Genomic DNA, 21,712 nt, shown 5'->3' with positions numbered 1-21,712 from the left:
ACTATCCCATGGCTAAGGAACTTGGCGTCGGCATCCTCGGATGCGGCAATATCTCAACGACCTATTTCAAGCTCTCTCCGCTCTTCAAGGGCCTGAAGGTACTCGCCTGCGCTGATATCAACATGGATGCGGCGCGCCTGCGCGCCGAGGAATATCAGGTCAAGGCACAGACGGTGGACGAACTGCTCGCCAATGACGAGCTCGACGTCATCGTCAACCTGACGATCCCGGACGCGCATTTCCCGATCTCCAAGCGCATCCTGGAGGCCGGAAAGCACGTCTATTCCGAAAAGCCTCTGGTGCTGACCCTGGAGCAGGGTGAGGAACTGCGTCGCATCGCCAAGGAAAAGGGGCTTGCCGTCGGCTGCGCTCCCGATACCTTCCTCGGCGGTGCACACCAGCTCGCCCGCAAGTTCATCGACGACGGCGGCATCGGCCGCGTGACGTCGGGCACTTGCCACGTCATGAGCCCGGGCATGGAAATGTGGCACCCAAACCCGGATTTCTTCTTCCTTCCGGGCGGCGGTCCGATCCTCGACCTCGGCCCTTATTACGTCGCCAACCTCATCAACCTCATCGGTCCGGTCAAGCGTGTCGGCGCGATGACCTCGATGGCGTCTGAAACCCGCACCATCACCAGCCAGCCACGCAACGGGGAGACCATCCCGGTGAAGACACCGACGACGATCCAGGCGCTGCTGGAATTCGTCAGCGGCGCCACGGTGACGCTGACGGCGAGCTGGGATGTCTGGTCGCATCGCCATGCCAACATGGAGCTCTACGGCACCGAGGGCTCGCTCTACGTGCCGGATCCGAACTTCTTTGGTGGCGTTGTCGAGGTCAGCGGCCGCGACAAGGACATCAAGCCGCTTGCCGACTGGGCACATCCTTTCGGCATCGCCAACCAGGAAAGCCCGAGCGGCGCGCGCGCCAACTACCGCACGGCCGGTCTCGCCGACCTTGCGGCATCGCTGATCGACGGGCGCGACGCGCGTTGCTCGCTCGACCGGACGCTACACGGCGTCGACGTGATGACCTCGATCCTTAAATCGGGTGCGGAAAACCGCTTCATCGATCTGACCACGACCTGCACGCAGCCGGCAGCTCTTGGCATCGAAGAAGCTCAGGCGCTCTTGAAGTAGGCGCAGGAAAAGCTAGTTTGCGCGCGGGTGGATAGCCCGCGCGTTTTTCATCTCAAAGGAATTGGCATCATGTCTTGGCAACCGGCATCTGACCGCTATGCGAAAATGAAATACAACAGAACAGGCCGTTCCGGCCTGAAACTGCCGGCGGTTTCGCTGGGGCTTTGGCACAATTTCGGTGGCGACACACCGCATGACCGCAAGGTCGACATGTGCCGCACCGCTTTCGATCTCGGCATTACCCATTTCGACCTCGCCAACAATTACGGTCCGCCTCCCGGCAGCGCCGAAACTGCTTTCGGCGAGATCCTGCGCACCGACTTCGCCGGGCTGCGCGACGAGCTCATCATCTCGTCCAAGGCCGGATACGACATGTGGCCGGGTCCCTATGGTGAATGGGGCAGCCGCAAGTACCTGATCGCATCCTGCGACCAGAGCCTGAAGCGCATGGGGCTCGACTATGTCGATATCTTCTATTCCCATCGCTTCGACCCGGATACGCCTCTCGAAGAAACCTGCGCGGCGCTCGACCATATCGTCCGTTCGGGCAGGGCGCTCTATGTCGGTATCTCCTCCTATAACTCGCAGCGCACGCGCGAGGCCGCTGAAATTCTGAAGGAACTCGGCACGCCTTGCCTGATCCACCAGCCGAGCTATTCCATGCTCAACCGCTGGGTCGAGGATGACGGTCTGGTCGATACACTGGAAGATCTGGGCATTGGCTCGATTGTCTTCTCGCCGCTTGCCCAGGGCATGCTGACGACGAAATATCTCGGTGGCATCCCCAGCGACAGCCGCGCCGCCCAGAACCACTTCCTGAAGCGCGACTTCATTCGTCCGTCGATCATCGAGAATATCCAGAAGCTCAATCAGATCGCCGAAAAGCGCGGTCAGACGCTGGCGCAGATGGCGATTGCCTGGGTTCTGCGCGGCGGCCGTATCACTTCCGCTCTGATCGGCGCCAGCCGCTCGTCGCAGATCGTCGATTGCGTCAAGGCGCTCGACAATCTCGAATTCACCGCGGAAGAGCTGAAGGAGATCGATGTCTACGCCCGCGAGGCGGACATCAATCTCTGGGCCAAGTCGGCCGAGCGTGACTGATCAATCAAAAACGCCCGGGACCTGGTTCCGGGCGTTTTTCTTTGTCTTGATTTCCTATTGCCGTCCGAACGGCGCATAGTGATGTGTTCTCTGGAGGAGATGTCCCATGATCCGCAACCCGATCCTGCCGGGCTTCAACCCTGACCCGTCCATCTGCCGTGTCGGCGAGGATTATTACATCGCCACCTCGACCTTCGAATGGTATCCGGGCGTTCAGATCCATCACTCGCGCGACCTGGTGAACTGGACACTGGTACGCCGGCCGCTGGAGCGGGCCTCGCAGCTCGATATGCGCGGCGAGCCCGATAGCTGCGGCATCTGGGCGCCATGCCTTTCCTATGCCGATGGCCTGTTCTGGCTGGTCTATACCGACGTCAAGCGCTACGACGGCAATTTCAAGGATGCCCATAACTACATCGTGACGTCGCCAACGATCGAAGGCGAGTGGTCCGAGCCTTCCTATGTCAATTCCTCGGGCTTCGACCCGTCGCTCTTTCATGACGACGACGGCCGCAAATGGTTCGTCAACATGCAATGGAACCAGCGTACGGAAAGCTACGGCGGTTCGCCGAAGACGCCGGCTTTCGATGGCATCCTGCTGCAGGAATGGGATGCGGCGACGAAATCGCTGAAAGGCCCGATCAAGAATATTTTTGCCGGCACCGAGCTCGGCCTGGTCGAAGGCCCGCACCTCTTCAAGCGCAACGGCTGGTACTATCTGACGACCGCCGAGGGCGGCACGGGCTATGACCACGCTGTCACCATGGCGCGCTCGCGCAATATAGACGGTCCCTACGAGCTGCATCCGAACAAGCATTTGATCACCTCGAAGGATCGTCCGGACGCGGCCTTGCAGCGGGCAGGGCATGGCCAGTATGTCGAGACACCGGATGGGCAGTTTTACCATACGCATCTCTCCGGCCGCCCGCTGCCGCCGCATCGCCGCTGCACGCTTGGCCGCGAGACCAGCCTGCAGAAATGCGTCTGGAAGGACGACGGCTGGCTCTATCTCGAGAATGGCACGACTGTTCCCGATGTCGAGGTGCCCGGCCTGAGCGGCGGCGAGCGTATCGAGAAGCCCCGCCGCAGCGGCTATAATTTCGACGGCGGCAAGTTGCCGGCGGATTTCCAATGGCTGCGCACGCCGCAGCCGGAGCGCATTTTCAGCCTGACGGATCGATCAGGTCATCTGCGCCTGTTCGCGCGCGAAAGCATCGGATCGTGGTTTGAACAGGCGCTCGTCGCCCGCCGGCAGGAGCACCATAGCTTCCGCGCCGAGACCGTCGTCGAATTCCAGCCGGATACCTATCAGCAGGTCGCGGGCCTGACGCATTACTACAATCGCTTCAAGCTGCACGCGATCGCCGTCACCCTGCATGAAAAGCTCGGCCGCTGCATCACCATCATGACCTGCCCGGGCGATTATCCGAACGGCCGGCTGACCTTCCCGATCGGTGGTGGTGTTGCCATTCCCGATGGGCGCATCCAGCTTGCCATGGAAGTCTACGACAACGACCTACAATTCTTCTGGCAGGCCGAAGGCATGGGGGCGTGGCAGGCGATCGGCCCTGTGCTCGATGCCGGCGTCATCTCCGATGAGGGCGGGCGCGGCGAGCATGGCTCCTTCACCGGCGCCTTCGTCGGCATGTTCGCCTTCGATACGTCGGGCCGGGCAAAGACGGCCGATTTCGATTGGTTCAATTACGACGAGCTTTGATTTCCCGATCATTGACCGATTATCATCTGCAAGGGAAGGCAGTATTTCTTTCGGATGCGAACTGTTGATGAGTTGTCGCACTCATTTTATCAGTAAATCCCGGCAAGCATCTAATTTTTATTACAAAAATGTAATGGAATCGTCAGCTTCGCTTCATCTCTTGCGGGATAGAAGCTTCCTTTGCAGATCGCGAATCGAGGAAACGTCCCAATGAGAAAAATCCTTTCCATCCTTCTCGCCGCCTCGGTTCTGACAGCGCCGCTGGCAATGGCCACCGAGGCTAATGCAGCACAGGCGAGCAAGCAGGTTGTTGTCCTCAAGAAAGACGTGGTCAAGAAGAAGGTCGTTGTTCGCAAGGGTGGCTGGGTAACGGGTCGTCGCTTGTCGGCATCCGACCGCCACCGTGCCGCCAACGTCGATTATCGCCGCCATCACCTTTCGGCTCCGCCGCGCGGCTATCACTGGGTTCGCATCAAGAATAACTTCCTGCTCGTCGGCATGACCAGTGGTTTGATCTCCAAGGTGGTCAACGCACGCTGAGCGCGGACTGATATCGGAAGTGCAGGAGGATGGTCCGTCGGGCCGTCTTTTGCTCCATGTAGCGCCGGCATTAGGCCGAAGCCGAAAGCCACTTGCAGCAGACCGCCGCAGGTGGTTTCTTTATTTTCAATGGTCTGATGGTGAAGAGTGTCGTCTTGATCGGGCCATTCCCGATGAAAGGAGCGGCAATGAAGAAGATCGCTGCCGGTGTACTCGACGTTGCCTATGAGGAGATCGGCCCGGAGGACGGCTCTGCGGTCCTGCTGCTCCATGGCTTTCCCTACGACGTGCATGCCTATGATGAGGTTGCACGACAACTGGCGGGCAAGGGGCTGCGTTGCATCATCCCGTTTCTTCGAGGCTACGGCCCGACACGCTTCCTTTTGGCGGAAACGCCCCGTTCCGGCGAGCAGGCGGCTCTTGGAGCGGATTTGCTGGTCTTGATGGATGCGCTCTCGATTGAGAGCGCCATTCTCGGCGGCTATGATTGGGGCGGCAGGGCAGCTTGCATCGTTGCTGCGCTCTGGCCGGAGCGTGTTCGTGGTCTGGTAAGCTGCGGTGCCGGCTATAATATCCAGAACATCGCCAGGGCAGGAGCGCCGCTTTCTCCAGAGGAGGAGTTTCGCTACTGGTACCAATATTATTTCCACTCGGAGCGCGGCAGGGCAGGACTTGCCGCAAATCGCCGTGGGTTCTGTCGCCTCCTCTGGCGTCTATGGTCTCCGACATGGGCGTTTGACGACGAGACCTTTGACCGTAGTGCCGTCGCCTTCGACAATCCCGATTTCGTCGATGTCGTCATCCATTCCTACCGTCACAGATTTGGCGGCATTGCCGGCGATCCGGCTTTCGCGGAAATTGAGGCGCGCCTGGCGAAACAGCCAGATATCACCGTGCCGACAATCGTATTGCAGGGCGCCGACGACGGCGTCGATCCGCCGCAAGCGGCTGACCGTGATGCAGCGCACTTCTCCGCGTTTTATGAGCGCCGGATCATAGCTGGCGTAGGGCATAATCTACCGCAGGAGGCACCAGGTGCTTTTGCGGAAGCGGTGCTTTCTCTTCTATAGGTCTTTGAGGGTATTTGCGGATGAGCAGCACAACGCCTGACCTTGAGGGAATCGATGTCAGACTTCGTCAACCTCACGAAGGCGATATCGATGCGCGCTTTGCGCTAGGAGCGAATGTCGATATTGCCGTGATGTTTGGCCTCAGTCGAGACGATGTAAGCCCACTTACGAGGGCTGCCGCCGAGAAATGGGTTCAGAACTTCGATCAGCACCTGCATGCCTGGATAATCGAAGCTGAGGGAAGGTTGATAGGCGAAATCCGCCTTGATCGTGTTGATCTTAGAGATCGACGGGCTTCAATGGCTATCGGGATCTACGACAAGGCATTTCTCGGTCGTGGGTTCGGCAGCACGGCTATCAAGCTTGTATTGGGCTATGCCTTCGGAGTGCTGCAACTACATCGCATCAGTGTCCGCGTTCTTGCCTACAATCATCGAGCCATCAGGGCTTACGAGAAATGTGGTTTCGTTACCGAGGGCCGTGAGCGGGAAACCGCGTTCGTTGACGGGCATTGGCACGATGACATTATGATGGGAGTGCTCGCGCATGAACTTGAGCCGCCAAAGCCTTGATATTTTGAATTATTTTTTTGAATCGTAAACGAGCATCCCAGTCTGAATCAAAAATCCCCGGCGCAATGACCGGGGATTTTCTGTTTCACTTATCACTTTGACCAATCAGTTCAGGCGACCTGCCGCATGGGCCAGCATGGTGTAGACCTTGCCGGTGTCGGAGGTCAGGTAGGACTGGGTGACGGTGCGGTCGCGGTCGGTGCGGGCGACGTCCGCCAGCAGCTTTTCGAAGTCGGCGATATAGCGATCGACGGCGGTGCGGAATTCCGGTTCGCGGTCGTACTTGCGCTTGATCTCGTCAAAGGTCTGCTGGCCCTTCAGCGTGTAGAGGCGGCGGGTGAAAACATCCCGTTCGCCGCGCTGATAGCGGCGCCACAGGTCGACCGAGGCGTCATGGTCGATGGCGCGGGCGATGTCGACCGAGAGCGAGTTCAGCGATTCCACCACATGGCGCGGATTACGTGCTGCGGGCGCCGATTCCGTCTGCGTGCGGGGCGTCGCCTGACGCGCCGGCTGCAGATCGGCAGCCTCATCGCGCGATGCGCCGCGCAGGAGATCACTGATCCAGCCGCCGCCAGCCGTTTCCTGGCGGGCGGGAACTGGGGCTTCCGTCGGACGCGGCTGCGGAGCAACCGGACGGTCGGCGGAGATGGTGCCGCGCAGGCCCAGAGCCTCGATCGAGGGCTGTTGTGGCTGCGGAGCCGGCTGTTGCGGGGCAGGCTGCTGAGCGACGGGTGCCTGTGGAGCGGGTTGCTGGGGCCGGGGAGCAGGAGCAGCAGCTGTGGGCGCCGGTGCTGCCGGGCGCGGACGCTGGGTCGGCGGTGCTTCAGTCAACGCACGGACCGTCGGCTCGGAGATTTCGAGGTGCTGCGTCGAGCGACCGACGATCTGCGAAATGTCCTGCAGGGCCTTGATCTGCTCGGCCACGGCGCGGCGCATGGCGGCCGCACTTTCCTTGGCTTCTTCCGGCAGGTCGAAGGCACCGCGCTTCAGTTCGCTGCGGGTGAGGTCGAGCTCCCGGCGAATGTCGCCCGCCGAGCGGCGGATTTCATCGGTCGCGCCGGAGAAGCGGCCGACAGCGTCGTCGACGGCAACACGCAGCGTTTCGCGGAGCTGCTGAGCGGCACCGTCCGAGGACTTGCCGGCTTCGGAGAGCATCTGTTCGACATCGGCGATCGAAGCCGAGAGGCCACCACGAAGACGGTTCGTCAGATCGCCCGAGCGGCGCTCGGCGTTGGCGAATGTGCTCTCGATGGACTGGTTGGCTTCCTCGCCGGCCTTCTGCAGCGTGCCGCGCATGGTCTCTGCTGCTGCTTCGGCGCGCTTTTCCGCTTCGGAAAGAACGCGGCCGATATCGGCGAAGGAGGACTGCACGCCCTGGCGCAGATTGCCGGTGACCTGGTTGGAGCGCTGCTCGGCGCGGTCGAAGGCGGTCTCCACCATGCTGCCGAGGGCGCGCATGGTGTTTTCGATCTCTTCCGAGCGCTGCACCAGTCCGATGGACAGGTTCTGCAGCGCGGTTTCGCGTTCTTCCAGCGTCGAGACCAGGTTCGATTGCGCAGCACCCAGAAGCTGGGACGCCTGTGTCAGCACCTTGGAATGCTCGTCGAAGCGACCGATGATACCGCCGACCTGCGACAGTGTTTTGCCGGAGACGTCCGCGAGCTTGTCGACCTTGCCTTCGAGGAGACGGGTCGAAGCGGAGACCATTTCGCCAGCCTTCGATGCGGAGTCGGCGAACTGCGCCGAGGTTGCGTTGAGGCGGCCATCGACAGCGGCGAATTCCTGCGCCGCGTTGTTCAGCATGCCGACGATGGTCGAGTTGTTGTCCGCCAGCCGTTCGATGATGCCGTTGACGCTGGCAAGCAGGTTGTTCTCCAGCGAGCTGACGGTATGGGCGGCATGTTCGGTGCGGGCGGAGATTGCCGCCAGCGTATCGTTGGTGCGCGACGCGATGGCATCGATCAGGGCTGCATTTTCCGCACGCAGGCGGTCGGTGCTTTCCTGGGCGGCCTGCGAGATCAGCGCTGCTGCTTCCTGGCCGGTTGCGGCGTAGCGGTCGACGATCGGGCGAGCCTTTTCATCGATCAGACGCGACAGTTCGGTGGAGCGGCCAGCAAGCATGGAGTTGAGCTCGCGGGTGCGCTCATCGAGCGAGGTACGGATCGAGGTGCCGCGGGCTTCCAGAGCCTTGTCGACATCGGCAAGCGTCGCATTGATCTCGTTGGCGCGCTCTTCCAGGTTGGAGCGGATCGCGTTGCTGCGTTCGTCGAGCGTGCGCTCGACCTGCGCCATGGTGGAGGCGATCTGCTCGCTGCCGCCGGCAAGCGTGTTGCGGATGGCAGAGCCACGGGCTTCCAGCGACTGTTCGGCGGAAGACAGGGCCTGCGAGATGGCGTTGACCTGGTTGCCGACCAGGGTTTCGGCTTCGGCAACCTTGTTGACGATCGCGTTGCCGGCTTCCGAGAAGGTCTGAGCGACGGCGGCGGCCTGGCTTGCCAGGCGATTATGCGTTTCGGAGACGCGGCCGACGATCTCTTCCGAACGCTCGCTCATGACGCGGGTGAAGGTGTCGCTGTGGTTGCCGAGGTCGTCGGCGAATTGCTGGCCTGTGCGGGCAAGCAGATCGGCCGTGCGCGTCGCTTCGCTGTCCATGCCCTGGGCTGCGTCGGCGACGGCGGTGCGCAGCGTCGTGGCGAGGTTGGTGGCCTTGCCTTCGATGGTGCGGTTGACGGCTTCGAGGCCGACGTTCAGCGCGCGGTCCATGGTCGACAGGCGTTCTTCGATGCGGGCACTGCCGCTTTCGAGTGCTTGGTTCAGATGGGTCGTACGGCTGTCGAGTGCTTCGGCCAAGGTTGCCAGACGCTCGTCGAGTGCGGAGGTGAGGCGGGTCGCTGCATCGCCGCCGCTGCTGTCGATGCGCGCAGCGCCGCTTGCCAGCGTGTCGGACAGACGGTTGCCGGCGGCATCGACCTGGGCGGCAACGCCGCCGACGCCTTCATGGATACGATTTTCGAGAGCGGACAGGCTGGCTTCGACGCGCGAGCCGGTCTCGGCGAAGCGGCTGGTCATGCCGTCGACCGACTGGTTGAGGTTGGCCGAGAAGCTCGCGGCCGAACGCTCAATATCGCCGGCTGCCTGCTGGATGCGGCCGGCAATATCGCCGGCGCCGCTGTGCAGCCGCTCTTCAAGCGTCTTTGCGCTGGCGTCGATGGTCTGGCGCAGCGAAGCTTCGCGATCTTCGAGCGACATTTCCAGCATACTGGCGCTTGTGGCGATCGAAGTTCCGATCGCAGTCGCCTGTTCCATAAGGGTATTGTCGATCTGGGCATGGGCGTCGCGGAGCGTCACGCTGATGGCGTTGCTGCGATCGTCCAAAGTGGAGCGCATGCGCTCATAGGCGGAAGCAAGGTTCTCATCCATCTGTGACAGGCCGGCGCCGAGCGCCTTCTCGACCCGTTCGGCAGAGCCGCCGACGACGGTTTCGAGACGGTCGCTGCTGCTGCCGAGCAGACCTGAGAGCGCGTCGGTATGAGCGCTGAGCGAACGGTCGAGGCGCTCCTGATTTTCGGTGTAGGCAGCGCGAATGGCGTCGGCCTTGTCGCCGAAGGCACCGGCAACGCGGGATTCCGCGCCGGAAACGCTGTCGAGCAGGGCATTGGCCCGGGCTTCCAGCGTGCTTTCGAAGCGGCTCTGGTTTTCGGCGAGCGAGATGGCGAATGCCATGCTCTTGTCGTCGAGCGTGTCGGTCAGCGCGGCATGGCCGTGGTTGATCGACTGGGTGATTGCTTCCGCGCTGTTTGCCAGCGTTTCCTCGATCCGGGCCTGGTTGTCGGACAGTGCGATGGCAAGCGCCAGCGTCTTGTCGTCGAGGCTGCCGACGATCTTGTCATGCGTGCCGGCGACCGTATTAGCGAGTGCATCCATACGGCTGGAAAGCGAATTTTCCAGGCGCGCCTGCGTATCGGCGAGCGAGGCGGCCAAGGCGACGGCCTTCTGATCCAGCGTGTCGGCAACGGCGTTGTGGTTGCCTGAGAAGGCGTTGGTGATCGCTTCAGCGCGATGAGCCAGCGTTTCCTCAAGGCGCGACTGGCCGTGGGTCAATGCGGCGGCGAGCGCCTTGGTCTTGCCATCCAGCGTATTGGCGACCGCTTCGGCATGGCCAGCGACGGTGTCGTCCAGCCGTGCCTGGCTCTCAGAGAGCGCAATGGCAAGCGCCATGGCCTTGTCGTCAAGCGTATCGGCAATCTTGCTGTGAGTGTCGGCCAGCGTGCTGGTCAGGCTCTCGGTGCGGCTGTTCAAGGTGTCTTCAATGCGCGATTGGCCATCGGAGAGTGCGATAGCCAGCGACATTGCCTTATCGTCAAGCGTATCGGCGATCTTGGCGTGCGTGTCGGCCAATGTGCTCGTCAGGAGCTCGGCACGGTTGTTCAGCGTGTCTTCGATCCGAGACTGACCATCAGAGAGCGCGATGGCAAGGGCCATGGCCTTGTCGTCCAGCGTGTCTGCGAGCTTGCTATGGGTGTCGGCGACGGTATTCGCAAAGGTGTCGGCGCGGCTTGCGAGCGTGTTTTCGAGACGAACCTGGCTTTCGGCAAGCGAACTTGTCAGCTTCGACGTGCGCTCATCGAGGGCCGATGTCAGGTTTTCATGCGTGCCGCTGACGGCGTTGATGATGCCTGCCGAGCGGTCTGCCAGAGACTGCTCGAAGCGCGTCTGGTGGTCGGAGAGGGCGCCGAACAGCGCGCTGCTGCGCTCGGCCATGACGGCGTCGACATGCTCATGCGCGGAGCCTAGTGCCTGGGTGATTTCGCTCGTGCGGGCAGACAGGGTGTTGTTGATCTCGTTGGCGCGGCCGAGGAAGGTATTGGTCAGCTCGCTCGTGCCCTTGTTGAGGGCAGAGGAGATGTCGGTGGTGGCCGTCTGCACGGTTTTGGTGAATTCGCTGGAATGGGTCGCGAGCGTGTCGGTCAGTTCGGCGGAGCGGCCGGCAAAGGCCGAAGTGAGCTCATCCGTGCCAGTCTTGAGGACCGTCGAGACATCGCGTGCCACGCCCTGCACAGCGGACGTGAAGGCGCCGGCCCTATCGCCGATCGCGCTTTCCAGAACTTCCTGTCCTGTCGCAAACGTCGTTGCGAGCGCGAAGGACTGGTCGGTCAGCGACGAGCCAAGGCGCTCGATGCTGGAGGTCAGAATGCCGTCAATGGCATCCGAGCCGCTGCCCAGTGTCTCGTTGATCCGTGCCAGGCTTTCCGACAGCTTGCTGTCCAGCGAGCCGGCGCGCTTGTCAAAGGCGGAGGTGAATTCGGAGATGCGTTCGTCGAAGGTGGTCGAAAGATGCGCAACCGTCGACTGGAAGCGCTCCTCGAAGAAGCCGGAGCGAAGATCGATATCCATGATGGTATCGTCGGCGGTCGACTGAAGGCTCTGGCGGAAGCTCGCGCCCTTTTCGTCGAGGCTGCTGTTCAGCTTGGAGAGGACGGCATCCAGCGTTCCGGTGATCGAGCGTTCGCTGCCGGTCAGGCTCTCGCTGATTTCGCGGGTGCGGGCGACCAGCGTTTCGTTGAGCTGGCGTGCACGTTCGTTGAGCGCAGTATTGAGCTTCTCGGTATTGGCATCGAGCGTCGATGCGCGGGTCTCGAACTGTCCCACGAGTTCCTTGCCGCGTTCGGCCAGGGTCGAAGACAGAGATTCAAGCCGCGAGTCAAATTCCTGGCTCAGTGCGAAACCGGAGGCATTGAGGTTCTGCAGCAGGCTGTCAGTCTTGGCGGACAGCAGAGTGCCAAGAGCTTCCACGGCGGAATCGGATTTTTCCATCAGCGTGGCGGCGCGTGTGTCGATCATCGAGGCGAAAGCCTCGCCGGAGGTCGACAGGCGCACGGCGATTTCCTCGGTCGCCAGCGACAGGTCTTCGCGGATCTGTTCATGCACGCCAACGATCGACGAACGAATGCGTTCGGCGTGGTTGACGATCGCGTCGCGTTCGGAGCCAAGTTCATGCACAAGGCCGCGCACGCGCAGCTCGTTATCGGCGTAGCTGCGTTCCAGCGCGTTGACTTCGGTGTGAACCAGCGTCTCGAGCTCGGTGGCGCGCGCGATCGTCCGCTCGATGCCTTCGTTCATGGCTGAGACTTCGCGGCGCACGGCCTGGCCGACGGTCATGATGCGTTCGGAGGCGACGGTTTCGGGCTCGACGAGGCGCAATGCCACCTCAGCCATGGAGCGGGCGGCGTTGCGCATGTCCTGGGCGCGCGAAATCATCATGCCGAAGGCGTAGAAAAGAAGGACAGGAACGACGATGCCGATGATACAGGCGATGACGCCGGGAAGGGCTGCAAGATCGGCAATCGTGCGGATGTTGCGGATCTGATCGCCGTACAGCAGGAAAGCGAGACCGGCGCCCCCGATCATCCAGAACAGCGAGACGATCGTGGCGTTGCGAACGGCATTGCTCTGGGAGCCGCCGTCGAGAGCTTTCAGGATGCTCGCCGGGCTGGCGCGGTTGGCGTCGTTGGCCGGAGCAAAAACCGGGCCTTTCGGCGCTTCGGCCGGGCGGGCCGCTGCTGCGGTCGCGCTGCGCGCTGCGGCTGCCTTGCGGGCCGTATCTTCCTGGGACTGTGTTGCAGGCGGATTCGATGGCTCAGACACTATTGCCTCCGGGGCATCTGGCGTTGATCCGCCGCGAGACTCCAAGCTATCCTCACTGAAATCGATCTGTAAAGCTTCGTCCAATGCCTGAAAGGCTTTGTCCTCGATCGACTCGATGTACTTTTTGTTCGCCATACGGTTACGCCTCGTTACAACTCAATCGGGCCTGCCGTGTCTTTTCCGGAAAATCCGCCACGTCCGGAAAAGACGAACCCTGCCTCCCGCGAGGTCACCCGTCTTCGACTGCTGTCGAGATGGATTTCCCATTACATTTCAGGGTGGATACCCGCTTTATCAAACGGATGGTATGAAAACATTACCACTATCCACTCCCTGGGCAAAGGCGTGTGCCATAAACCCAATTTAACAGTATCGTAGTGACACATTCCCCTAGGCGTGACAATTAATTCCACTGCCGGCCCATCACGACATTAAGCTGTTGTTAACATTTTTTGCCCGAGGAACCGGGCGAAAGTCTAATAATTCAGCCATGTTTAACGCGCATTAACCATGTCGGGAGATTTGCGCCCTGAATGTGCCAAAATTTAACTCGATGGCCATCAGCAGGCCGCAAGCATGCGGCAGATCCCTAAGAAGTCATAGATATATAAGACGGGAGAGTTGGCACATGGCAGCATTGAATATCGCGTTCGAAGCCCCGGATAATTCGCGGGGCGCGGCGCCGTCGCGGGAGCGGGCGATCGACCTGGTTCATCTGGCGAAGCAGACGATGGGCGACAAGGCACTGGAAGTGGAAGTGCTCCAGATGTTTGCCCGGCAGGCGCGCTCCTGTCTGCAGGAAATCAGCAGCGGCGACGGCAAGCGTGTAAGGGCCGCGTCGCACAAGCTTAAGGGAGCTGCCAGTGCGGTTGGCGCCTTTAAAGTAGCCGATGCCGCCAGCGCACTGGAGAACAAGGCGGGTGACGCCTCCTGCATGGCGACGGTGACCGCCAGCGTCATCGAGGCTGAGAATTTCATTCTCAAGCTGTCGCGTTGACCTGAGACGGCCGGAAACCAAGGATTCTCGTCATTGCGCCGCCAAACGGTTTCCGCCGTTTCGGCGGCGCTAATGTTGACTGCCTCCGGGAATTGGTGGAAGAAAAATTCCGGATCATCCTTCACACACGAATACCGGAATTCATTCACATGACCAAACTGACCATCGTCGCTTTCGACGGCACGCGTTTTGACCTCAATGCCGACGATGGCTCTACAGTGATGGAGAATGCTGTTCGCAACTCCGTTCCTGGCGTTGATGCCGAATGCGGCGGCGCCTGTGCTTGTGCCACCTGTCATGTCTATGTCGATGATGACTGGGTGGAGAAGGTCGGCGGTCCGGCGCCGATGGAAGAGGACATGCTGGACTTCGCTTTCGACGTCCGTCCGAGCTCGCGGCTCTCCTGTCAGATCAAGATGACGCAGGCGCTCGACGGTCTCGTCGTGCACGTTCCCGAACGTCAGGCCTGATAAACAGGCGATCTTTCGATGCGGTTGACAAAAAGATGCCTCGCTCAGCTTGTCGCAGCGAGCGAGGCAAGGCGGGCGCATCACCAACAGGCAAGGGAGGAAACACCTGTGGTTTCAGGACGCGCCAGGAGAACACCTGGATATGTGCATTCAAGAATAGAACTCTGACAGGTCTATGCGAAAAGCTTTTTCTTTTTCGCAATTTCGATCCACCAGAATCGGATCAGCGCTGTGACTACTAGGAAGAACCTGTTTTAGATTCTCGTAAAGTTCAAAGAGCAAAACCGGTGAACGATTCACAGCTAATAGTGACAGTTTTCACACAGGTGGCTGTGATTAAAGCGTGATTTTGGTGGAAAACTGCCTCAGTGACCGTTATTCGCCGCGCCGCTGGCTGCGGTAGGTCAGCAGTCGTTGCATGCGATTCTGGAAATTCAGTGCTTCGATTCGGTCGAATCGAGCCTGGTCCTTGTCATGAAGCTCGGTTTCCCGGGCGGTGACGTCGTTTGCCCTGTCCTGCAGCGTATCGCAATCCCTGGCCGGCCGTAGAGCGAGGATTCCTTGTTCCATCCGGCGTGCATGCTGGCGTGCGATATCCACATGCCGGTCCTCGTGGCGTCGAATGTCGTCCGAGAGCGTGTCCCAGATCATTGAGAGTTGCCGGCTTGCATTTCGGCGGTCGCGCCAGCGCGGCAGGATGATTTCGGTATCGACCGTGATCTTGACGCCGGCGATATGGCAACGCCCGTCTCTTTGCTCATAGGTGGCATTACCGCCGAAGCGGATTTTTGTGGCCCCTGGATGATGGCTGCTGGAGCCCATGGCAACCGGCCCGCGCGCATTCAGCGCCGCGTCGAGCGTATCGGCGCTATTGCCCTTGATGTCGAAATAGGAGACGGATTTGCGGGCGATCACCTCCGCTTTCGCCACATCGCAAATGCCGCACAGAAGCAACAGGATGATCGGAACGCGGATGTGGCGGGATGCAAACGGCATTCATGCTGCTACCAGTTGAACTTCTATCAAGCTTGCGGCATAGCCACTGCGAGCGCAATATCGGGCGCGAGGTTTTTTCATTTTCAATGGGATGGACGGTTCGTGACGGAGCTTCGCAGCCATAGCTGGCATGTCGCACACGGGCGCAGGCTCGACCTTGGCGAGCACAGCGTTATCATGGCGATCGTCAACGTGACGCCGGATTCCTTTTCCGACGGCGGACACTATGAGGCTGTCGATGCGGCGGTCGCCCATGCGCTTGCCTGCGTCGAAGAGGGTGCTGATATTATCGATATCGGTGGGGAGTCGACCAAGCCGAACGCGGACGCCGTCAGTGCCACGGAAGAGCAGGGGCGGGTACTGCCGGTCATCGAGGCGCTGCGTGGCAAGACGGATGCGCTGATCTCCATAGACACCTATCGCGCCGATACAGCACGGTTGGCGATCGGCGCCGGCGCGCATATCGTCAACGACGTCTTCGGTCTGCAGCGTGAGCCGGAGATCGCCGCATTGGCGGCGCAGACGGGCGCGGGGCTCTGCATCATGCACACCGGCCGCGAACGGCAGAAACTCACCGATGTCATCGACGATCAGGTGCTGTTTCTGAGCCGATCACTCGATATCGCCGCTGCGGGGGGCGTGGCCAGACAGAATATCGTACTCGATCCCGGCTTCGGTTTTGCCAAGGATACCGAGGAGAATCTGGAGCTGATGGCGCGCTTCACCGCGCTGCTGCGCTTCGAATTGCCTCTGCTGGCGGGCACATCGCGCAAGCGCTTTGTCGGCGCCGTCACCGGGCGCGACGCATCGGAGCGTGATGTGGGGACGGCGGCGACCAGCGCCATATTGCGTTTGCAGGGCGCTGCGATTTTTCGGGTACACAATGTCGCAATTAACAGGGATGCACTGGCGGTCGCGGATGCTATCCTTAGGACACGGGCGAAATTAGGCGGCAGGACGCCATAAGCGATATGATCTACACCATCACCCTTCAGAACTGTGCCTTCTTTGCCCGCCATGGCGTGCATGATGAAGAGGAGTTCCTCGGCCAGCGCTTCTTCGTCGATGCCGAACTTGATGTCGATGGCGGCGATGCGCTGGATCGGGATTCGATCGGCGATACAGTCAATTACGGCATCGCCTTCAGCGTCATCGAGGAAATCGTCACCGGCCGCCGCCGCTATCTGATCGAGGCGCTGGCGCTCGACGTCGCCAAGGAACTGTGTCGGCGGTTTCCGAACATCCGTCGGGCGAAGATCACCGTGCGCAAGCCGAATGCGCCGGTTCCGGGCGTTCTTGATTATGTGCAGGTGAGCGTTGAACACTTTGCCTGAACCTGGTTTTTCGCGCGCCACTCTCGGCCTCGGCGGCAACCTCGACAATCCCGTGCGGGCCATGGCGCTTGCCTTGCGGACGCTGGACGCGCGCGATGATTGCCGTGTTGCCGCGGTGTCGCGGGTCTATCGCACGCCGCCATGGGGTAAGACCGATCAATCCTTCTTCTATAATTCCTGCGCCGCTGTCGATACGACGTTGCCGCCGGAAGCACTGCTCGATGTCTGCCTGAATATCGAGCGCGAGATGAAGCGGGTGCGCCTAGAGCGCTGGGGGCCGCGCACGATCGACATCGATGTTCTGACCTATGGCGATATCGAGCAGGTCGAACCACTGCTGACGATCCCGCATCCGCGCATGACAGAACGGGGCTTTGTGCTGATGCCGCTTGCGGATTTTGCCGCCGACCTCTTGGTCAAGGGACGAGCGGTGAAGGATTGGCTGGGCGCAGTGGACGTGCAGGGGATCGAGATCGCCGATGAAAACCGCGACTGGTGGCGTTCGGTCTGAACTGGGAAACAAAAAGCCGGCATATCAATGCCGGCTTTTTCATGAATAACGATAGGCCAGTATCTTACTGGATCGAGCCCACGGCCATCTGGTCGACATCGGCGCGCTGAAGCGTGACGCCGATCACCGGCACCATCTGTTCGCCGACCTTGACCGAGATCGTGACGTTCATCGACTTGTTGTCGGTAACGCGGGCGATCATGGCACCGTTCAGCTTCTGGCGGTTGAGGCCGAGGACAACCGTGCCGTCGCTGACTGTGCCTGATGTGATGTCGAGGCCCTTGCCTGCCGCCCCGTCCAGGAACTTGCCATTATAGCTGCCGCCATTCTGGGTGATTTCGGCCGACATCGGCTGCTGGAAGACGCCGACGCGGCAGGTGCCGTCGAGCTTGACGCCGGTCGTGCCGCTGTCGAGCGCCTGACCTGTCAGATTGCAAGTGAACTTCGTGCCCTTGTATTTGCCGGCGACGATTTCGCCCGGGCCGCGCCAGGAGCCGGCGACGGACTGGAAGAAGGCCTTATCACGGGATCCAGCATCGGCTGAATGTACCCAGGCACCTAAGGAAAGGGCCGCGGCGGCAAAGCCGCTAACAAGAAGAAACTGGCGCGAAAGCATGGACATTCCCTAACGAAGAGGAACCTGAAACTAGTGTCCACTTTTGCCTTAGAATGGTTAATGCTTGGTTTCTTATGCAGGAGAAAGCCGCTTTTGGGGGCGTCTACAGCATTCAGCGACCGGTGATGTTCGGGGCGAGATCACCGACGAAATCACCGATGCCCGGCCGTTTCAATGCCTTGAAGGATAGGGGTCGGCAGAGATCCATGGCGGCGATGCCGATGCGTGCTGTCATCATGCCGTTGACGACGCCTTCGCCCAGTCGAGCCGAGAGTTTCGAGGCCAGGCCATGGCCGATCAACTGCTGTACGATGCTGTCGCCAACGGCGATGGAGCCGGTTACGGCGAGGTGGGCGAGCACATCTCGCATCAGCTTGAGCATGCCGAGCCCGCCGGGCCTGCCGCCATAAAGCTCCGCCATGGCGCGGACCAATTTGGCTGATTCGTAGAGGACGTAGAGAATATCCACCAGCGCGCGTGGGCTGACGGCGGTGACGACGGAGACGCGTTTCGACGCGCCGAGAATGAGCACGCGGGCGCTGCGGTCGAGCGGGCCGAGCAGTTCGCGTTCGGCAAGGTCGATGAGGTGCGGCGCGTCGATGATATCGTCTTCGGCGGCTTTCAGCGTGGCGCGACCCTTTGCCGTTGCCGGATTGGCTTCGAGGAGAGTGCAGAGACGCTGGACCAGCGCTTTCGCGCGCGTCGGGCGCGTCTCCACAACGGCGGCGTCTGCTTCCGCCTTGATGGTCTGCACCGCCGCTAGCCGCATCATGCCGGCCGTTTCACGCACGACGATGGCAAGGACCGCAAGGATGCCGATGGCGAGCACGGTCAATGCCGTATAGCCCAGCCAGTCGGCGCGGCTGAACAGATTGCGAATCAATTCATCGGTCCACAGGCCGAACGCGAGCGACACCAGAATGCCGAAGGCGCTGAGGGCGACCTTGCCGAAGGAGAATCTGCGGCGGCGCGGTGCGGCAATGGCGGCTTCTGCATCCGATGCTGTCAGGGCGGGATTGAGGAAAGGGTCTTCCTCATCCGGCGTCAGAACGATCTCAGTGTCGAAGCTCTGCGGCTTGCGGCGCGGCGTCTCTGCTGTCGTTTTGATGTGGGCACCTTCCCTTGACGCCTCTTGCTCCAGCGAAAAGGCGGCGGGACGGCGGGAAATGCCTTTTGGATCGTCTTCTGTCGGCTTCGTCATGCGAGGCGGTCTCCGAACAGGAACTGCATGGCGCGGTCGAGGCGGATATGCGGCACGGAGAGTTTAATGCCGCCGCCGGTCTCGTCCAGTTCTGGCGGACGGAAGCGGACCACATTCACCTCGGGCAGATGGACATTTGTCGCGCCGGGGTCAAGCGCATCGAACAGCCATTGCGGATTTTCCGGCAGGTCGCCGGGAAAGACCGCCGTCTTGCGATTACCGTCGAAGCGCTCGCCACCAATCGTTTCTCCATCCATGGGCGTCCCGACGATGACTGGCAGGGTTTGCCCATCGCGTTTCACCATTGCCTCGCGTGTGGCGCGCACCGAAGCAATGGCCATGACGTCGATGCCGGCGCCGGCCATGCCGATGCGGTCGATGGCACGTTCCACCAGCCGGCGCGTCAAAGCTTCCAGCCTGTCATGGCTTTCATGGTGGAGGTGATCGGCCTTGGTCGCGGCGACCAATACGCGGTCGATGCGGCGGCCGAGCAGGGACGACAGCAAGGAATTGGTGCCGGGACGGAAACAGGCAAGCACATCGGTCAATGCGCGCTCGAGATCCTGCACTGCTTCCGGACCGCGGTTGATCGCCTGCAACGCGTCGACAAGCACGATCTGCCGGTCCAGCCGGGCGAAATGTTCGCGGAAGAAGGGTTTGACCACGACGGATTTATAGGCCTCGTAGCGTCGCTCCATCATTGCCCAGAGCGAGCCCTTCTGCGCGATCGTTTCACTCGCCGGTATCAACGGAGCGAAAGTGAGCGCCGGCGAGCCGTCGAGATCGCCGGGAAGCAGGAAGCGGCCGGGCGGCAAGGTCGATAGCGAGCGCTCGTCGGATTTGCAGGCCTTGAGATAGTCGGCAAAGGCGGTGGCGAGGTCGCGCGCCGTCATTTCGTCCGCTGGTGCGGCAATGTCGGTCGCTTGCGTCAGCGCTAGCCATTTTTGAGAGAGTTCGGCGCGCACGCCAGTCTGCGCCAGCGCCAGCGTTTCCTCGCTGAAGGTGCGGTAATCCTTGGCGAGCAGCGGCAGATCGAGCAGCCATTCGCCGGGATAGTCGACGATATCGATGGAAAGGCGGCCGGGCGAGAACAGCCGGTTCCAGCCGCTGGCGCTCTGATAATCCAGCGTGATGCGCAATTCCGAGATCGCTCGCGTCGAATCCGGCCAGATGCGCTCTTTCACCAGCGCGCGGATGTGATCCTCATACTGGAAGCGCGGCACGGCGTCGTCCGGTTGCGGTTCCAGGCGAACGGCAGAGACGCGGCCGGATTGCACCGGCTCGAACAGCGGCAGTCGTCCGCCGTTCAGGAGATTATGTACGAGGGAGGAGATGAAGACGGTCTTGCCCGAGCGCGACAGGCCGGTGACGCCAAGACGAATGGTCGGATTGACGAGGCCGGTTGTGCGGTCGACGAGGTTGTCGAAGGCGATCCGGGCGTCGTCCGTGAAGGAGGTCAGGCTTGGCGGCAAGGCGGGATCCCTGAATGACAGCGTGGTCGTCAATATAGGAAGCAATGCAAGCGCCGAAAAGATGAGCGGGCTTTATAGATCAAAACTCGCTAAATCATCGCCTGGCCTGATATTTTCCAACTGGCCCTATTCGGTGATGAATTCCGTGAGGATCCAGCCTGAGGATGTGGCGTCGATCACGGCGAGACCGGCGGTCGGAAAGCCGCCGGGCAGGGCGGTGACCAGCGCATCATGGCCGATCAGGGCTTCGAGCGTCTGCTCGATGACCGGGTTGTGGCCGACCAGCATCACGGAGTCCTCGGTCGTCTGCGAGGAGATGATTTCCAGATAGACGTCCAGCGTCGCATTATAGAGCGCGTCGACGAAACGCAATTCAGGAGGCGGGGTCATGGCGCGGCGGACCGCGTCGGCGGTCTGGCGGCAGCGTAGCGCCGTCGAGGAAATGACGAGATCGGGCTTGTAGTCCTTGTCGGCGGCCTTGTCGGCAACGATCTCGGCCGCTGCATAGCCGTTATCGCTCAGCGGTCGGTCGAAATCCCGCTGGCCGGGGGCGGCGTGCTGAGCCTGGGCATGACGCAACAGGTAAATCCTGGAGGGCGGCGGTGAGATGCTGGTCATGGCGAAATTCCCATGCTGGATTTATCCCTTGACGTATCGTTTCATCCCATGCGCCGTCAACTGCGTAACTATTGGTGATACGGGGACTTAGCGACCCCTCACGCGAAGGTTACGGCAACAGCACAATTTCGATATCGCAAGAATATGATGAAAAAATAGACTGTTAGCCGAATTTTATGACAAAATTAAAAATCAGTTTACAGCGTCTATTTGGCTTGAACCGATACTATCGGTTGGGATATACACCCCGCCATATGAGATGTTCTTCAGGAGAATCGCGTTGAGTGAGAAGATCGATCTTAGCGAGTATGTGCCCTCGGAAAACGAGGAGTTCATGAATTCGCGTCAGCGGGCCTACTTTCGAGCAAAGTTAGTAGCCTGGAAGAATGATATCCTAAGAGAAGCGCGCGAAACGCTCGAGCATTTGGCCGAAGAAAGCGCAAACCACCCAGATCTGGCCGACAGGGCTTCTTCGGAAACCGACAGAGCCATCGAACTCCGGGCTCGGGACCGTCAGCGCAAGCTGATCTCGAAAATCGATGCAGCTATGCAACGCATCGATGAAGGCACCTACGGTTACTGTGAGGAAACCGGTGAGCCGATCGGCCTGAAGCGCCTGGATGCTCGTCCGATCGCTACCCTGTCGATCGAAGCACAGGAACGCCACGAGCGCCGCGAAAAAGTTTATAAAGACGAATAGTCACTGT

The 21,712-nt window shown here is 60.8% G+C and carries 18 protein-coding genes; 12 read left to right on the top strand and 6 right to left on the bottom strand.

Features of this window, described 5'->3' with window-relative positions; all coding sequences use genetic code 11:
- The first annotated feature begins 8 nt into the window (after window positions 1-8).
- The 6 genes from PMI03_RS19130 to PMI03_RS19105 all read left to right on the top strand — a co-directional run bounded on the left by PMI03_RS19130 (window position 9) and on the right by PMI03_RS19105 (window position 6,142).
- Window positions 9-1,142: a Gfo/Idh/MocA family protein gene (locus PMI03_RS19130; protein WP_007696429.1), complete on the top strand. Its 1,134-nt coding sequence runs from the start codon at window positions 9-11 to the stop codon at window positions 1,140-1,142.
- Window positions 1,143-1,211: 69 nt separating this feature from the next.
- On the top strand, window positions 1,212-2,243 hold the full coding sequence (gene mgrA, locus PMI03_RS19125) for an L-glyceraldehyde 3-phosphate reductase (protein WP_007696427.1): 1,032 nt from the start codon (window positions 1,212-1,214) through the stop codon (window positions 2,241-2,243).
- 106 nt (window positions 2,244-2,349) lie between these two features.
- Window positions 2,350-3,960, top strand: a complete 1,611-nt coding sequence (locus PMI03_RS19120) for a glycoside hydrolase family 43 protein (RefSeq protein ID WP_007696425.1) — start codon at window positions 2,350-2,352, stop codon at window positions 3,958-3,960.
- Between the two features lie 210 nt (window positions 3,961-4,170).
- A complete protein-coding gene (locus PMI03_RS19115) occupies window positions 4,171-4,500 on the top strand; it encodes an RcnB family protein (RefSeq protein WP_007696423.1) in 330 nt (109 codons plus the stop codon).
- A 188-nt stretch (window positions 4,501-4,688) separates the two neighbouring features.
- A complete protein-coding gene (locus PMI03_RS19110) occupies window positions 4,689-5,570 on the top strand; it encodes an alpha/beta fold hydrolase (RefSeq protein ID WP_007696415.1) in 882 nt (293 codons plus the stop codon).
- 20 nt (window positions 5,571-5,590) lie between these two features.
- Window positions 5,591-6,142 (top strand): GNAT family N-acetyltransferase, encoded by a 552-nt coding sequence (locus PMI03_RS19105; protein ID WP_007696413.1) that lies wholly within the window; start codon window positions 5,591-5,593, stop codon window positions 6,140-6,142.
- Between the two features lie 105 nt (window positions 6,143-6,247).
- Here PMI03_RS19105 and PMI03_RS19100 read toward each other — a convergent pair whose 3' ends face one another.
- The gene (locus PMI03_RS19100) at window positions 6,248-12,925 is read right to left on the bottom strand and encodes a membrane protein (protein WP_007696411.1); all 6,678 of its coding nucleotides are present in this window, start codon (window positions 12,923-12,925) and stop codon (window positions 6,248-6,250) included.
- Between the two features lie 493 nt (window positions 12,926-13,418).
- Here PMI03_RS19100 and PMI03_RS19095 point away from each other — a divergent pair, with 493 nt between their 5' ends.
- Complete coding sequence (locus PMI03_RS19095) at window positions 13,419-13,787, top strand: Hpt domain-containing protein (RefSeq protein ID WP_007696404.1); 369 nt, start codon at window positions 13,419-13,421, stop codon at window positions 13,785-13,787.
- Between the two features lie 149 nt (window positions 13,788-13,936).
- Entirely contained in the window at window positions 13,937-14,257 is a 321-nt protein-coding gene (locus PMI03_RS19090) for a 2Fe-2S iron-sulfur cluster-binding protein (protein WP_007696403.1), read from the top strand.
- Between the two features lie 375 nt (window positions 14,258-14,632).
- Here the strand turns inward: PMI03_RS19090 and PMI03_RS19085 are convergent, their stop codons facing one another.
- Window positions 14,633-15,253 carry a DUF922 domain-containing Zn-dependent protease gene (locus PMI03_RS19085; protein ID WP_007696401.1) on the bottom strand — a complete coding sequence of 207 codons (621 nt, stop codon included), beginning with the start codon at window positions 15,251-15,253 and terminating at the stop codon, window positions 14,633-14,635.
- A gap of 177 nt (window positions 15,254-15,430) precedes the next feature.
- Here PMI03_RS19085 and folP point away from each other — a divergent pair, with 177 nt between their 5' ends.
- The 3 genes from folP to folK are packed head-to-tail and all read left to right on the top strand — an operon-like array spanning window position 15,431 to window position 17,098.
- The gene (folP, locus tag PMI03_RS19080; protein WP_309574431.1) at window positions 15,431-16,219 is read left to right on the top strand and encodes a dihydropteroate synthase; all 789 of its coding nucleotides are present in this window, start codon (window positions 15,431-15,433) and stop codon (window positions 16,217-16,219) included.
- 5 nt (window positions 16,220-16,224) lie between these two features.
- On the top strand, window positions 16,225-16,587 hold the full coding sequence (gene folB / locus PMI03_RS19075; protein WP_007696397.1) for a dihydroneopterin aldolase: 363 nt from the start codon (window positions 16,225-16,227) through the stop codon (window positions 16,585-16,587).
- Window positions 16,571-17,098 (top strand): 2-amino-4-hydroxy-6-hydroxymethyldihydropteridine diphosphokinase, encoded by a 528-nt coding sequence (folK, locus tag PMI03_RS19070; protein WP_007696391.1) that lies wholly within the window; start codon window positions 16,571-16,573, stop codon window positions 17,096-17,098. The genes folB and folK overlap by 17 nt, the downstream gene beginning before the upstream one ends.
- Window positions 17,099-17,162: 64 nt before the next feature.
- Here folK and PMI03_RS19065 read toward each other — a convergent pair whose 3' ends face one another.
- The 4 genes from PMI03_RS19065 to PMI03_RS19050 form a co-directional block, all read right to left on the bottom strand.
- A complete protein-coding gene (locus tag PMI03_RS19065; RefSeq protein WP_007696389.1) occupies window positions 17,163-17,714 on the bottom strand; it encodes a hypothetical protein in 552 nt (183 codons plus the stop codon).
- 112 nt (window positions 17,715-17,826) lie between these two features.
- The gene (locus tag PMI03_RS19060; protein WP_007696387.1) at window positions 17,827-18,915 is read right to left on the bottom strand and encodes a YcjF family protein; all 1,089 of its coding nucleotides are present in this window, start codon (window positions 18,913-18,915) and stop codon (window positions 17,827-17,829) included.
- Window positions 18,912-20,387 (bottom strand): YcjX family protein, encoded by a 1,476-nt coding sequence (locus PMI03_RS19055; RefSeq protein WP_007696380.1) that lies wholly within the window; start codon window positions 20,385-20,387, stop codon window positions 18,912-18,914. The genes PMI03_RS19060 and PMI03_RS19055 overlap by 4 nt, the downstream gene beginning before the upstream one ends.
- A gap of 126 nt (window positions 20,388-20,513) precedes the next feature.
- Window positions 20,514-21,005 carry a histidine phosphatase family protein gene (locus tag PMI03_RS19050; protein ID WP_007696379.1) on the bottom strand — a complete coding sequence of 164 codons (492 nt, stop codon included), beginning with the start codon at window positions 21,003-21,005 and terminating at the stop codon, window positions 20,514-20,516.
- Between the two features lie 280 nt (window positions 21,006-21,285).
- On the opposite strand from PMI03_RS19050, the gene dksA reads away from it, so the two are divergent.
- Entirely contained in the window at window positions 21,286-21,705 is a 420-nt protein-coding gene (dksA, locus tag PMI03_RS19045) for an RNA polymerase-binding protein DksA (protein WP_007696378.1), read from the top strand.
- The last annotated feature ends 7 nt before the right edge of the window (window positions 21,706-21,712 follow it).

Source organism: Rhizobium sp. AP16 (genome assembly GCF_000281735.1).
In the GTDB taxonomy this organism is placed as follows: domain Bacteria; phylum Pseudomonadota; class Alphaproteobacteria; order Rhizobiales; family Rhizobiaceae; genus Rhizobium; species Rhizobium rhizogenes.
The sequence above is the reverse complement of the archived record's forward strand: the minus strand, read 5'-3'. Positions and strand labels throughout refer to the sequence as shown.